We start from the raw sequence: 13,613 nt of genomic DNA, 5'->3' as shown, positions 1-13,613 counted from the left end.
TTACCTAAGAAAAAGATAAGAAAAAATAAACTTTTTAATATAAGTAAGGAAAAATTTCAAGACTAACAAAAAAATAAGTAGGGCAAGCAATGAACGAAGGAAGAAGAGTCGTATTTCCAATCATCGGCGATGATGAAATGCTTGAAAAAGACACACGTGTCATCATGACTAATACGCAGTTGATTACTAAAAATCCTAGTCAGCAAGACGAGGCTTCTTTTAGTAATGTTCAAATGTCTGATAAAAAACGTTCAGATGTTTATAAGCCGGTCAAAACGAAAGTCAGCTACAGTACACAACATCGTCCATTGAACAGCAACCATAGTGGTTATAGCTCTTTTGATAAAATGCCTAAAAAAACGAGTGTTGATGAGTCAAAAGAAAAAGCAAAAAGAGAAGCTGCAGTGCTTCCCAAACGTCCAAAGGATTATGTTCATCCTTTAGAACGTGATAAAGATGATTTCTCTATGCGTCGTTCATCAGCTGTTCTTAGTGCAGCTAAACCACCCACTGGTGAGAAAAAATCTATCGAACAAAAACCGATGTCTCCGAGACGTCCAGTAAACAATAATCCTATTCGGGATATGAAAAAACGCGGTTTGAACCTTGATGAAGCAGTTATTTCAGGTTCACCACAAAAAACAGAAGATAAAAATAAAACTGTTAAAAATGAGTATTTTGATAACAAACGCAAGAACTTATTTGACCGCGGATTTTAAATAAAAGAAGGAGAAAAGATTTCAGTTCCGACTGAAATTTCTTATTTATCATGGAAAAAGTATATCATTTTATCGGAATTAAAGGTGCAGGGATGAGTGCGCTCGCTCTCATGCTCCACCAAATGGGTAAAAAAGTTCAGGGGTCAGATACGACAGATTACTATTTTACACAGCGTGGTCTTGAAGAAGTAGGAATTTCTATTCTTCCCTTTGATGAAAAAAATATTACGCCAAATGTTGAATTAATTGTCGGAAATGCTTTCCGTACGGATAACAATGTCGAAGTAGCATTTGCTGAAAAAAATGGTTTTGCTTTCAAACGCTACCATGAATTCCTTGGACATTTCATGGAAGACTTTATCAGTGTAGGTGTGGCTGGAGCACATGGGAAAACTTCCACTACAGGTATTCTTGCTCATGTGATGAAAAATGCGGTGGATACGTCTTATCTGATTGGTGATGGTACTGGTCGAGGTAATGCTGACAGCGAATATTTTGTTTTTGAATCTGATGAATATGAACGTCATTTCATGCCTTATCATCCAGAATATACGATTATCACAAATGTGGACTTTGATCACCCTGATTATTTCCAAAATATTGAAGACGTCGCTGCAGCTTTCCAAGATTACGCTCAAAATATTAAAAAAGGTATCTTTGTTTTTGGTGAAGATGAGTACTTGCGCAAAATTACAGCTGAAACACCAATTTACTATTATGGCTTTGAAGATAATGACGATTATCAAGCAAAAGATATTATTCGTTCTACACGTGGTTCATCATTTGACGCTTATTTCCGTGGTGAAAAGATTGGTCACTTTGTAGTTCCTGCTTATGGTAAGCACAACATTGCAAATGCTTTAGCTGTGGTTGGTGTAACCCATCAACTTGGTTTGGATATGAATGATATTGCGGATCACCTTTTAACTTTCTCTGGCGTTAAACGCCGCTTTACAGAGAAAAAAGTTGGTGAGACAATTATCATTGATGATTTTGCACATCACCCAACAGAAATCGAAGCAACGATTGATGCGGCGCGTCAAAAATATCCGGACCGTGAAATTGTGGCAGTCTTCCAACCACATACATTCACACGTACGATAGCTTTCGCGGATGAATTTGCTCAAGTCCTTGATTCAGCAGACACTGTATATCTTGCAGAAATTTATGGTTCAGCTCGTGAAGTTGACCATCATGAAATTACAGCGCAAGACCTTGCTGACAAGGTCCGCAAACCTGCACGTGTAATTTCAGTGGACAATGTTTCTCCACTCTTGGACCACAATCGTGGTGTTTATGTCTTCATGGGTGCTGGAAATATCCAACAGTACGAAGCTGCCTTTGAAGATTTGCTCAGCCAATTGACGAAAAATACATTGTAAGATTAGATAAAAAACTTCCGTATATCGTGGAAGTTTTTTTGGTTTGAAGAATTTATATTTGGATTTGGATGTCATGTTCCTAAGACATGTCTATGATATAATAAAAATATGTTAACTTTCCCACTGATCAATGATACATCTCGCAAAATCATCCATATCGATATGGATGCCTTTTTTGCATCTGTGGAAGTTCGGGATAATCCTAAGCTAAAAGGAAAACCAGTTGTGATAGCACGAAATCCTATGGAAACAGGTGGACGTGGTGTTGTCTCGACCTGTTCATATGAGGCGAGAGTTTTTGGGATTCATTCAGCAATGAGTGCTAAAGAAGCCTATGATTTATGTCCACAAGCCATTTTTATTAGTGGTAACTATGAAAAGTATCGTGCAGTATCCAAGCAAGTTCGTGAGATATTCAACCGCTATACAGAGGAGGTTGAGGCAGCTTCTATTGATGAAGCTTATCTTGATGTAACAGAAAATAAAATAGGGTCAACAAGTGCGATTAAGATAGCAAAACTCATTCAGCATGACATATATGTGGAACTTGGTCTAACTTGTTCAGCTGGGGTTTCTTATAACAAATTTTTAGCAAAAATTGCTTCAGACTATGAGAAACCGCATGGACTGACGGTGATTATGCCTGATGATGCGAAAGAATTTCTAGCTGAGCTTCCAGTAGAAAAGTTTCACGGGGTGGGCAAGGCAACAGGAGCTAAACTCCATGATATGGGTATATTTAAAGGAGCAGATATTCAAAAAGCTGACCCCTTAGACTTAGCAGATCGTTTTGGTATATATGGTTGGAATCTTTTTCTTAAAGCCAATGGTATCCATGATTCAGCAGTCGTTACCAGTCGGCAACGCAAGTCCGTAGGAAAAGAAAGAACCTATGGTAAACTACTTTATCAGATAGAGGATATCAAACAAGAACTAGCTAATCTGTCCGAGCGCGTTTCAAGGAATCTCAACCAACATCAGCTGACCGGGGATACGGTGGTTCTAAAACTACGTTATTCCGACTTTAGAACGTTAACCAAGCGAAAGAAGTTCGCCGAAAAGATAAGCAAAGCAGACGATATAGCACATACGGCCCATGATTTACTTGAAGAAATTGACTATGATGACACTCTAGGGGTACGCCTACTTGGGGTCACTCTTACAGGATTTGGGGTAGAAGAATTACGATTAGATATGCAAGACTAAGAAAAGGAATGAAAGGCAACTTTCTTTCTTTTTTGATGAGCAGAAAGAAAAGACCACAAAAACTTGCAATCTGAAGCAGGTGAAGCATCTGATTGAGTGACAGGGAAAAGGAAGCCAGAAATAGCCAGAGAAAGTCTCCAGCACCGATATTAATATCGAAAAAATGAGCAAGAAAAGCTAGGGCAAGACAAAAATAGGACAAGAGATGAGCTGGAAAGCACAAGAAAAAGAGAATGGAGAGAAACAACCCAAGGCTTAAAGGGTAGGAGAAAGAGTCAATATCAAATTTGCTCAGAAGTAAACTGAAAAGTAGAGTGAAGAAGCGCACTAAACTTAAATCAAGCGCTGCAACAAATAAAAGACCTGTTAAAAATTCCAAGAAAAAATAACTATAAGAAAAAGCTTCTTGACAATATGCACAACGACTTTTATAGAAAATTTGTGAGACGAGAGGGATTAAATGCCTTCAGCTTAATTGCCTTTTACAGCTGTTACAATGCGAGTGACCCCAAATAATAGCAGCCTTTGAACCCCAGCGGTCAGAAACGACGCCAAGGAAAGAACCAAATATACAGCCTATAAGAAAAGAGAAAAATATCATCATACTTATACAGACGTAAAAAAGAGAAAAAACTCACAATCTTAAGCAGAATATTTTATAATTGACCTTTTTTTTTATATAATTGTAATAGAAATAAAAAATTGGAGGTTTCTATGTCAAAGGAAAAAACACAAGAAGTTTTGAATCAAACTGTTGCTGATCTATCTAAAGCTGCAGCTCTTGTGCACCAAACACACTGGTACATGCGTGGTTCTGGTTTCTTGAACTTGCATCCTAAAATGGACGAGTTCATGGATGGGCTCAACGAACACTTAGATGAGTTCGCGGAACGTTTGATTACTATTGGTGGTTCACCTGTTTCGACGCTTAAGGAATTTGATGAAAAATCGAAGATTCAACTTGAGACAGCAACTTGGGATAAATCAATGTCTGAACGTTTACATGGTGTGTTAGATACTTATAAATACTTGGCACAACTTTTCCAAGAAGGCATAGATACAGCTGAGTCTGAAGGAGATGCAGTTACTGTTGATCTCTACACAGTAGCCCTCGGTGATGTTGAGAAAACAATCTGGATGCTGGATGCAGAACTCGGATAATAAAAAAAGACCTTCAAGTAGGTCTTTTTTTATTATCCATTTTTAATTTTTCCAGACCAGCTGTTCAAGCCTGCTTTGAGGATGTAAACCTCTGGGACTCCAGCTTTTTTAAGTTGTTTGGCAACTTTTACTGAAGCAGTAGGTTTGCCATTTTCATAAAGTAAAACAGGCTTATTTTTGCTTATAGCATTCAAGCTTTGTTCCATTTGTGAAGCAGGGAGGTTACGAGCTCCAAGGATGTGCTTTGCACGGAAATCCGCAGCTTCACGTATATCAATAAGCTGCGATGTAGCCATCAAGCGCTCGAATTCTGGTTGCTCTACTACTTTGGCATTACGTTTAAGTGTCCAACGTGGGTAGATAAAGAAGACGACTATGATAGCTATAAGTAAGATGTCAATGATCCAAATCATTTATTTTCTCCTAAGATTATTTTTTAAATTTTAAAGCAAGGCTTGCTGCTCCGATGATGCCAGCATCATTTCCCAGTTCAGCAAGTTTGATTTTTGTTGAGTCACGGACAGTTGAAAAAGAGTACTTTTGGAAATAAGTTTCTACTTTTGCACGGAGAAACTCACCCGCGGCAGATACTCCACCACCGATAACGATAGCAGCAGGGTTGAGCGTACTTCCAAGATTTGCACAAGCAAAGCCAAGGTAGTATGCAAACTTCTCAACCACACTAAGTGCAAAGGCATCGCCAGCTTCAGCAGCCATAAAGATGTCTTTAGAAGTGACATCTTCACCGTTGTCAATGCTTGCTTTGATGTGACTGTCACCTTCGTACTCTTCAGCAAACTTTCTTGCTAAACGTACTACACCAGTAGCAGAGGTAACTGTTTCTAAGCATCCTGAATTTCCACAAGTACATGCAAAACCGTTGTGAGGTTCTACGACGATGTGACCAATTTCCCCAGCTGCACCCACAACACCATGAATGAGATTGCCAGCTGCAACTATACCGCCACCAACACCAGTTCCTAAAGTGATGAAGACAACGTCAGGTTGATTTTCACCAGCACCAACCCAGCGCTCGCCTAATGCAGCGACGTTGGCATCATTATCAAGGACAAAAGGAAGACCAACTCCTTGGCTGATTGGGACTCCAACTTCTTGGACGTCCGCCCAGTTTAGATTGTATGCACCACGAACTGTCGCCGACTCAATGTCAACAGTTCCTGGTGTCCCCATACCAATACCGATGAAGTCTGATTTATCCAATTTGTAAAGATCGAGACGATGATTAATAGATTCAATAATATCAGGGACGATGTGCTTGCCGTCGCTGAGAACATTTGTTGGGATAGTCCATTTATCTTGAACTTCTCCATCTAGTGTCAGAATACCAAATTTGATAGATGTTCCACCAAGATCAATACCAATAATTTTGTTAGCCATTTAGTTTTTCCTTCTCAATTCTTTCTTCACGACGCAAAATAAGCTGAGCGGTAAGATAATCTTTATCGCTTTTCTCAAAGATACCTTGGTCAACCATTTTTGTAAGTTCCTGTTGCATAAAATAAATCGCATCTAAGCGATTGGTCATGAAATTAATAAAACCGTATTTCTTTAACAATTCCTGTACATCATAAAGTGTTTCCATTGTTCTATTTTACCTTAACTGTAAGCGGTTTTCAAGTGTTGAAAGATTTTAGGAAGATGTATTTTACCTTTCCTGACTTTGAGACTTGACGCTGGTAATTTTTTTAGCGCTTAAAATAAAATGTGCATAGTAGAAAGCAGTGAATTTTTCTCATTTTTATTCCTTACAAAACTTGTAAACGCGTGCATTTTCGCCTTTGACAAAAAGTGTGCTATAATAAATCTGATATATTGTTTGGGCGCACCATAAAAGCTAGCGTTCAAGCTACGGAGACGCGATTTCCGTATGAATTTTTCGAAAGAATAGGTAGAAATAAATTGACTAAATTACGCGAAAACATCAGAAACGTTGCGATTATTGCCCACGTCGACCATGGTAAAACAACTTTGGTTGATGAGTTGCTTAAACAATCTCAAACTCTTGATGCCCGTACTAACCTTGCTGAACGCGCTATGGACTCTAACGCCCTTGAACAAGAACGCGGGATTACAATCCTTGCTAAAAATACAGCCGTAGAATTCGGTGACACACGCATCAACATCTTGGACACACCAGGTCACGCGGACTTCGGTGGTGAAGTAGAACGTATCATGAAAATGGTTGACGGTGTTGTGCTTGTTGTCGATGCTTACGAAGGTACTATGCCTCAAACACGTTTCGTTTTGAAAAAAGCATTGGACCAAAACTTGACACCAATCGTTGTTGTAAACAAAATTGACAAACCATCTGCACGTCCGCAAGAAGTTGTTGACGAAGTATTGGAACTTTTCATCGAACTTGGTGCCGATGATGATCAATTGGACTTCCCAGTAGTTTACGCATCAGCAATTAACGGTTCATCTTCATTAAGTGATAACCCAGCTGATCAAGAAGCAACAATGGATCCAATCTTCAACACAATTATTGAACACATCCCAGCTCCAGTAGATAACTCTGACGAACCATTGCAATTCCAAGTTTCACTTTTGGACTACAATGACTTCGTTGGACGTATCGGTATTGGTCGTGTGTTCCGTGGAACAATCAAAGTTGGGGACAATGTTACTTTGTCTAAACTTGACGGCTCAACTAAAAACTTCCGTGTTACAAAACTCTTTGGTTTCTTCGGTCTTGACCGTCAAGAAATCACAGAAGCAAAAGCGGGAGATTTGATTGCTGTTTCTGGTATGGATGATATCTTCGTTGGTGAAACTGTAACTCCAACAGATACAATCGAGCCATTGCCAGTGCTTCACATTGACGAACCAACTCTTCAAATGACTTTCCTTGTAAATAACTCACCATTCGCTGGCCGTGAAGGTAAATGGGTAACTGCACGTAAAGTTGAAGAACGCTTGCAAGCAGAACTTCAAACAGACGTATCTCTTCGTGTTGAAAATACTGATTCACCAGATAAATGGATCGTTTCAGGACGTGGTGAATTACACTTGTCTATCCTTATCGAAACAATGCGTCGTGAAGGTTATGAACTTCAAGTTTCACGTCCAGAAGTTATCGTTAAAGAAATCGACGGTGTAGAGTGTGAACCATTTGAACGTGTTCGTATCGACACACCTGAAGAATATCAAGGTTCTATCATCCAAGCCCTTTCAGAACGTAAAGGTGATATGTTGGATATGGAAATCACAGGTAACGGTCAAGCACGTTTGGTCTTCTTAGTTCCAGCACGTGGTTTGATTGGTTTCACAACAGAATTTATGTCAATGACACGTGGTTATGGTATCATGAACCACACATTTGACCAATATATGCCAATGGTTAAAGGAACAATCGGTGGACGTAGCCGCGGTGCTTTGATCTCTATGGACCAAGGTTCTGTAACATCTTACGCGATGGGTTACGTACAAGAACGTGGTACACTTTTTGTTGATGCTGGTACAGAAGTTTACGGCGGTATGATTATCGGTGAACACTCACGTGATAACGACTTGACTGTTAACGTAACAAAAGCTAAACAACAAACAAACGTACGTTCATCTAATAAAGATTCAACTTCAGTTCTTAACGCTTCTAAAATCTTGTCACTTGAAGAATCACTTGAATTCTTGGGCGATGATGAATACATGGAAGTAACACCAGAATCTATTCGCTTGCGTAAACAAATCCTTGACAAAGCAATGCGTGAAAAAGCTACTAAAAAGAAAAAAACTGCTGAATAATAGATTTGAAACAAGTGCTTTAGCACAATGAATAATCTGAGAGAAGCTCCGTCAAGCAATATATAGGGAGGAAAACATGTTTTATCTGATACTTTTAGTTTTATTTGCCTTAGGCTATATCTTTTTAATGCCTAAAGATGTTCGAAGAAGTACAGATATCTTTGTTTTTGCTGCTGTGTCTGTGTTAATCGTAGCTGTGGCCATCGGTCAAGCCGTTAGCCACCGTGCAGCCTTATATGAAATAGCAATGATAGTTGCCCTCTTAGTTCTTGCTTTTAAGGCACTCGTAGAAATTGAAAAATTATAAAAAAGAAATAGTTTGTCTCTGGCAGGCTATTTTTTGGAGGTTATATGGATATAGAAAAAATCGAAAAAGCTTTTGGACTCGTACTTGATAATATCATGGCAATCCAAGCAGAACTTATGACGGATTTTTACGATGCTTTTGTGGAACAAAATGCCGCCTATCTCGGTGCTCTGGAATTTGCTGAAATTACAAAAGAAAATAATGATAAAGTGCGTGCGATGAACTTAAGCAAAGGCGAATGGCAAAAACTCTTCCAATTTGTTTTGCTTCAAGGCTCACGTATAGCACCGATGCAAGCAAATCATAATCTCACACCTGATTCTATTGGTTTTATCTTTAATTTTATTATTGAAGATCTCCACAAAGATCATAAAGTTCGTGTTTTAGAGTTTGGTTCAGGCACGGGAAATCTAGCAGAGACTCTTCTGGTTCATATGCAAAAAGAGTTGGACTATGTTGGTTTTGAAGTGGATGACTTATTACTGGATCTTTCTGCCTCAATGTCAGAAGTGATGGGTACGGATGCGAGCTTCACACAAATAGATGCTGTGAAACCCCAAGCCCTAGAAGCTGTGGATGTGGTAATCAGTGATTTGCCTGTGGGATATTATCCTGATGACGAAACAGCCAGTCATTTTCAAGTGCACGATAAGTCAGAACACACCTATGTACATCACTTGATGATCGAACAATCTTTCAAGTATCTTAAAGAGACAGGGTTTGCTCTCTTCCTCGCCCCAGATAACCTTTTAACGAGTGCCCAATCAGAACTTTTGAAGAATTGGATAAAAGACAATGCTCATGTGGCAGCAGTTGTTACATTGCCGTCTTCTCTATTTAAAGGGGCTGGGAAGTCAATTTATTTGTTAAGTAAAAAACAAAGTAATACACCTACATTTGTCTACCCACTCGCTGATTTAGCCGACCGTGCTCTTTTGCAAGAATTTATGTCTGAGTTTGTGAAAAATGTGAAGATTTGACCAAAAACTTCTGCCCGTTCACTGTCATCACTTTGGATTTGTGATATAATTTAATAGAAATTTGAAAGAAGAAGGATAGATAAAATGACAAAAACTCTTGCGGTTAATGCTGGTTCATCATCAATGAAATGGCAAATGTACGAAATGCCAGAAGAAAAAGTTCTTGCAAAAGGCTTGATTGAACGCATTGGCTTGAAAGATTCAATCACAACTGTGAAATTTAATGATCAAAAAGAAGAACGTATACTTGATATCGTCGATCATACGCAAGCAGTGCACATTTTACTTGAAGACTTGAAACGTTTCCATATTGTGGAAGAATTTACTGAAATTACAGGAGTTGGCCACCGTGTGGTTGCTGGGGGAGAAATCTTCAAACAATCAACTTTGATTGACCAAGAAGTTTTGAAACAAATCGAAGAACTTGCACCACTTGCTCCTTTGCATAATCCAGCTAATGCAGCAGGAATCAAAGCCTTCTTGGAACTCTTACCTGATGCAACAGCAGTGGCCGTATTTGATACAGCTTTCCACACAACGATGCCTGAAAAAGCTTTCCGCTACCCATTGCCAAAAAAATATTACACAGATAATGCTGTTCGTAAATATGGTGCACATGGAACGTCACACATGTTTGTTGCTCAAGAAGCTGCAAAAATGTTAGGCAAAGATATTAAAGACACTAAAATCATCACTGCCCATATCGGTAATGGAGGCTCAATTACAGCTGTTAAAGGTGGAGAATCTGTGGATACTTCAATGGGCTTCACACCTTTAGCAGGTATCATGATGGGAACACGTACAGGAGATATGGATCCTTCTGTATTCCCTTATCTTATTGCAAATGATGATGCTCTTAAAGATGCTCAAGATGTTGTCAATATGATGAATAAAGAATCTGGTTTGTACGGTGTATCAGGTCTTTCCTCAGATATGCGAGAAATTATCGAAGCCCGTGATGCAGGAAACGAAGACGCGACCTTGGCTTTTGAAATGTATGTGGATCGTATTCAAAAATTTATCGGACAATACTTGGCTGTTTTGAATGGAGCAGATGCTATTGTCTTTACTGCAGGTGTTGGTGAAAACTCAGCTCCCGTACGTGAAGGTGTTCTTAAAGGCCTGTCATGGTTTGGCATTGATGTTGATTTTTCTAAAAATGTGCTTGGTTTTGAAGGAGAAATGTCAACACCAGAATCACGTGTAAAAGTTTTTGTAATCCCAACAGATGAAGAACTTGTTATTGCGCGTGACGTTGAGTCAGCAAAAACAAAATAAAGAAAAATGGCTCAGTAAAAGCCATTTTTTTATATGGCCTTATTAATAATATATTGATATTCGTTAGACTTATGTTATACTGGTAAGATAAAAGAAAACACTTACATATTGAAAGGGATTTTTAAAATATGGAAAAAACACTCGCTGTTAATGCTGGCTCATCTTCACTAAAATGGCAACTCTATGATATGCCTGAAGAAAAAGTTATTGCTAAAGGTATCTTCGAGCGTATCGGCTTGAAGGACTCTATTTCAACTACAAAATTTGATGAGCAAGTGCACAAAAGAGAACAAGATATTGTGGATCACCGTCAAGCAGTCTTGCTCCTGATGGACGAGTTAATACACTTTAAACTGATCAGCAGTTTCCGCGAAATAACAGCTATTGGTCATCGTGTTGTGGCTGGTGGAGAGTTTTTCAAGACTTCTACTGTGATAACACCAGAAGTTCTCGAAGAAATAAAAAACCTTTCGATTTTAGCACCTTTACATAATCCCGCAAATGTTTTGGGGATTGAAGCCTTTAAGCGACTTCTACCTGATGCGCTTGCTGTCGCTGTATTTGACACAGCTTTCCACACGACTTTACCAGAAAAAGCTTACCGTTATCCAATACCAACAAAATACTATACAGACTATGCTATTCGTAAATACGGTGCGCATGGAACATCACATATGTATGTTTCTCGTGAAGCAGCAAAAGTTCTTGGAAAACCACTTGAGGAGTTAAAATTAATAACGGCTCACATCGGTAACGGTGCGTCTATTACAGCTATTGAATGTGGAAAATCTGTGGATACTTCAATGGGCTTCACTCCTTTGGCAGGTGTAATGATGGGGACACGTTCAGGTGAAATGGATCCATCAGTTATCTCATATATGCTTGAAAGTGATCCTAGCTTGCGTTCAGCTCAAGATGTTATTGACGTGCTCAATAAAAAATCAGGCTTGCTCGGTGTATCTGAATTTTCAAGTGATATGCGTGACCTTGAAGAAGCGCGTAATTCAGGTGACGAAAAAGCTATGCTTGCCTATGAGATGTTTATTGACCGTTTGAAAAAATTCATCGCTCAGTACTTTGGTGTGCTCAATGGTGCAGATGCTCTGATCTTTACAGCAGGTATTGGTGAGAATGATACAGATGCACGTCGTGATATTGTAGCAGGCCTTTCATGGTTTGGTATGGAAATTGATCCAGAAAAAAATGTCCGCGGTGCCAATGGTATTATTTCAACACCCGAATCACGTGTAAAAGTTTTGGTTATTCCTACAGATGAAGAACTAGTTATTGCGCGTGATGTCGAAGCAGCAAAAAATAAATAATCTTTTTAAAAGACCTTCTGGTCTTTTTTTCGAATTAAATTTATGGTAAAATAGTAGGGATAAAAAAGAATAGAGAAGAGACAGGTAACTATGGCTGATATTAAATATAAACGCGTACTTTTGAAACTTTCGGGCGAAGCTTTAGCAGGGGACAAAGGATTCGGAATCGACCCAGAAACAGTAAAAAAAGTTGCTGAAGAGCTTAAAGAAGTATATGCTCTTGGGGCAGAGTTGGCTATTGTTTGTGGTGGCGGAAATATCTGGCGTGGAGTAACCGGCGAAAAGATTGGCATGGAACGTGCGCAAGCAGACTACATGGGGATGTTGGCAACGATTATGAATGGACTTGCTCTTCAAGATACACTGGAAGCGTTAGGTGTACCCACTCGTGTTCAAACCGCTATTGAAATGAAAGCAGTAGCTGAACCGTATATTCGTCGTCGTGCAGAACGTCATCTTGAAAAAGGACGTGTTGTTATCTTTGCTGGTGGTACTGGTTCACCTTACTTTTCAACAGATACAACATCCGCACTACGTGCAGCCGAAATTAATGCTGATGTTATCTTGATGGCTAAAAACGGTGTAGATGGTGTCTACAACGCTGATCCAAATCTTGATGAAACAGCCGTTAAATTTGACAACTTGACTCATATGGATGTCATCACTAAAGGTTTGCATGTCATGGATTCAACAGCTTCAACTATGTCAATGGATAACCACATCCCATTAGTGGTTTTCAATATGAACGAAACTGGAAATATCAAACGTGTTGTTCTCGGTGAAGAAATCGGAACAACTGTAGAATAAAATTATTAAGTAAAAAAATAGAAGGAACTATCATGTCAAACGAAATTATCGACAATGCCAAAGAACGTATGAAGAACTCGCTTAACAGCTTGCAACGTGACCTCGGTCATATCCGTGCTGGTCGTGCAAATGCCAGCTTGCTTGACCGTATCTCTGTAGAATACTACGGAGCTCCAACACCATTGAACCAATTGGCTTCAATCACTATTCCAGAAGCCCGTGTTTTGATGATCACACCTTTCGATAAAACAATCTTGAAAGAGATTGAACACGCCTTGAATGCAAGTGATATTGGAATTACACCAGCAAATGACGGTTCAGTTATTCGCTTGGTTATCCCAATGTTGACAGAAGAACGTCGTAAAGAGCTTGTTAAAGAAATGGGCAAATATATCGAAGGTGCTAAAGTAGCCATCCGTAACATCCGTCGTGATGCCATTGATACTGCGAAAAAGCAAGAAAAAGCAAAAGAAATCACGGAAGATGATTTAAAAGTGCTTGAAAAAGATATCCAAACAGCAACGGACAATGCTGTTAAAGAAGCAGATAAAATGGCTGCGGAAAAAGAAAAAGAACTTTTGGATGTTTAAGCTTGCCTAGTAATCTGGTAGCAGTAGTGTGATATATTATTCTACTGATCAAATTTGAGCAAGAAAACAATCAGAAAATAACGGCTCTGCGGGGCCGTT

Annotated in this window: 14 protein-coding genes and 1 pseudogene; 11 read left to right on the top strand and 4 right to left on the bottom strand. The window is 39.1% G+C overall.

Annotated features, from left to right (window positions below):
- The first annotated feature begins 89 nt into the window (after nt 1-89).
- The 3 genes from I6G50_RS07680 to dinB all read left to right on the top strand — a co-directional run bounded on the left by I6G50_RS07680 (nt 90) and on the right by dinB (nt 3,307).
- On the top strand, nt 90-719 hold the full coding sequence (locus I6G50_RS07680; protein ID WP_003134799.1) for a hypothetical protein: 630 nt from the start codon (nt 90-92) through the stop codon (nt 717-719).
- 50 nt (nt 720-769) lie between these two features.
- Nucleotides 770-2,101: a UDP-N-acetylmuramate--L-alanine ligase gene (murC, locus tag I6G50_RS07675; RefSeq protein ID WP_197908417.1), complete on the top strand. Its 1,332-nt coding sequence runs from the start codon at nt 770-772 to the stop codon at nt 2,099-2,101.
- A gap of 108 nt (nt 2,102-2,209) precedes the next feature.
- A complete protein-coding gene (gene dinB, locus I6G50_RS07670; RefSeq protein ID WP_197908416.1) occupies nt 2,210-3,307 on the top strand; it encodes a DNA polymerase IV in 1,098 nt (365 codons plus the stop codon).
- Here the strand turns inward: dinB and I6G50_RS07665 are convergent.
- Nucleotides 3,261-3,908 (bottom strand): annotated as a pseudogene (locus tag I6G50_RS07665) (prepilin peptidase). The gene dinB and the pseudogene I6G50_RS07665 overlap by 47 nt on opposite strands.
- A 113-nt stretch (nt 3,909-4,021) precedes the next feature.
- On the opposite strand from I6G50_RS07665, the gene I6G50_RS07660 reads away from it, so the two are divergent.
- Entirely contained in the window at nt 4,022-4,468 is a 447-nt protein-coding gene (locus I6G50_RS07660; RefSeq protein WP_003134795.1) for a Dps family protein, read from the top strand.
- 32 nt (nt 4,469-4,500) lie between these two features.
- Here the strand turns inward: I6G50_RS07660 and I6G50_RS07655 are convergent, their stop codons facing one another.
- Genes I6G50_RS07655 through I6G50_RS07645 form a run of 3 tightly spaced genes read right to left on the bottom strand, consistent with a single transcriptional unit; the run spans nt 4,501 to nt 6,071 of the window.
- On the bottom strand, nt 4,501-4,881 hold the full coding sequence (locus I6G50_RS07655; RefSeq protein WP_003134794.1) for a rhodanese-like domain-containing protein: 381 nt from the start codon (nt 4,879-4,881) through the stop codon (nt 4,501-4,503).
- A gap of 16 nt (nt 4,882-4,897) precedes the next feature.
- Nucleotides 4,898-5,866 (bottom strand): ROK family glucokinase, encoded by a 969-nt coding sequence (locus tag I6G50_RS07650; RefSeq protein WP_003134793.1) that lies wholly within the window; start codon nt 5,864-5,866, stop codon nt 4,898-4,900.
- Complete coding sequence (locus I6G50_RS07645) at nt 5,859-6,071, bottom strand: YqgQ family protein (RefSeq protein WP_003134791.1); 213 nt, start codon at nt 6,069-6,071, stop codon at nt 5,859-5,861. The genes I6G50_RS07650 and I6G50_RS07645 overlap by 8 nt, the downstream gene beginning before the upstream one ends.
- 317 nt (nt 6,072-6,388) lie before the next feature.
- Here I6G50_RS07645 and typA point away from each other — a divergent pair, with 317 nt between their 5' ends.
- The 7 genes from typA to frr all read left to right on the top strand — a co-directional run bounded on the left by typA (nt 6,389) and on the right by frr (nt 13,514).
- On the top strand, nt 6,389-8,230 hold the full coding sequence (gene typA, locus I6G50_RS07640; RefSeq protein ID WP_197908415.1) for a translational GTPase TypA: 1,842 nt from the start codon (nt 6,389-6,391) through the stop codon (nt 8,228-8,230).
- Nucleotides 8,231-8,306: 76 nt separating this feature from the next.
- Entirely contained in the window at nt 8,307-8,537 is a 231-nt protein-coding gene (locus I6G50_RS07635; RefSeq protein ID WP_003134788.1) for a DUF3165 family protein, read from the top strand.
- A 44-nt stretch (nt 8,538-8,581) separates the two neighbouring features.
- A complete protein-coding gene (locus I6G50_RS07630) occupies nt 8,582-9,517 on the top strand; it encodes a class I SAM-dependent methyltransferase (RefSeq protein ID WP_197908414.1) in 936 nt (311 codons plus the stop codon).
- 84 nt (nt 9,518-9,601) lie between these two features.
- Nucleotides 9,602-10,795, top strand: coding sequence for an acetate kinase (locus tag I6G50_RS07625; protein ID WP_197908413.1), 1,194 nt, complete (start codon nt 9,602-9,604; stop codon nt 10,793-10,795).
- 128 nt (nt 10,796-10,923) lie between these two features.
- Complete coding sequence (locus I6G50_RS07620) at nt 10,924-12,117, top strand: acetate kinase (RefSeq protein ID WP_003134782.1); 1,194 nt, start codon at nt 10,924-10,926, stop codon at nt 12,115-12,117.
- Nucleotides 12,118-12,207: 90 nt separating this feature from the next.
- Nucleotides 12,208-12,924, top strand: coding sequence for a UMP kinase (gene pyrH / locus I6G50_RS07615; protein WP_003134781.1), 717 nt, complete (start codon nt 12,208-12,210; stop codon nt 12,922-12,924).
- 32 nt (nt 12,925-12,956) lie between these two features.
- A complete protein-coding gene (gene frr / locus I6G50_RS07610) occupies nt 12,957-13,514 on the top strand; it encodes a ribosome recycling factor (protein WP_003134779.1) in 558 nt (185 codons plus the stop codon).
- Nucleotides 13,515-13,613 lie beyond the last annotated feature (99 nt).

The sequence above is a fragment of the Lactococcus garvieae genome (assembly GCF_016027715.1).
GTDB classification, from domain to species: domain Bacteria; phylum Bacillota; class Bacilli; order Lactobacillales; family Streptococcaceae; genus Lactococcus; species Lactococcus garvieae_A.
Note: the sequence above shows the minus strand (reverse complement) of the source record. Positions and strands in the feature narration are given on the sequence as shown.

Bases quoted from the DNA above. Each gene is read 5' to 3' on its own strand.
- frr (WP_003134779.1), top strand. From the start codon at position 12,957: ATGTCAAACGAAATTATCGACAATGCCAAAGAACGTATGAAGAACTCG.
- dinB (WP_197908416.1), top strand. From the start codon at position 2,210: ATGTTAACTTTCCCACTGATCAATGATACATCTCGCAAAATCATCCAT.
- I6G50_RS07620 (WP_003134782.1), top strand. From the start codon at position 10,924: ATGGAAAAAACACTCGCTGTTAATGCTGGCTCATCTTCACTAAAATGG.
- I6G50_RS07645 (WP_003134791.1), bottom strand. From the start codon at position 6,071: ATGGAAACACTTTATGATGTACAGGAATTGTTAAAGAAATACGGTTTT.
- I6G50_RS07655 (WP_003134794.1), bottom strand. From the start codon at position 4,881: ATGATTTGGATCATTGACATCTTACTTATAGCTATCATAGTCGTCTTC.
- murC (WP_197908417.1), top strand. From the start codon at position 770: ATGGAAAAAGTATATCATTTTATCGGAATTAAAGGTGCAGGGATGAGT.
- I6G50_RS07625 (WP_197908413.1), top strand. From the start codon at position 9,602: ATGACAAAAACTCTTGCGGTTAATGCTGGTTCATCATCAATGAAATGG.
- I6G50_RS07680 (WP_003134799.1), top strand. From the start codon at position 90: ATGAACGAAGGAAGAAGAGTCGTATTTCCAATCATCGGCGATGATGAA.
- I6G50_RS07635 (WP_003134788.1), top strand. From the start codon at position 8,307: ATGTTTTATCTGATACTTTTAGTTTTATTTGCCTTAGGCTATATCTTT.
- I6G50_RS07630 (WP_197908414.1), top strand. From the start codon at position 8,582: ATGGATATAGAAAAAATCGAAAAAGCTTTTGGACTCGTACTTGATAAT.
- pyrH (WP_003134781.1), top strand. From the start codon at position 12,208: ATGGCTGATATTAAATATAAACGCGTACTTTTGAAACTTTCGGGCGAA.
- I6G50_RS07660 (WP_003134795.1), top strand. From the start codon at position 4,022: ATGTCAAAGGAAAAAACACAAGAAGTTTTGAATCAAACTGTTGCTGAT.
- I6G50_RS07650 (WP_003134793.1), bottom strand. From the start codon at position 5,866: ATGGCTAACAAAATTATTGGTATTGATCTTGGTGGAACATCTATCAAA.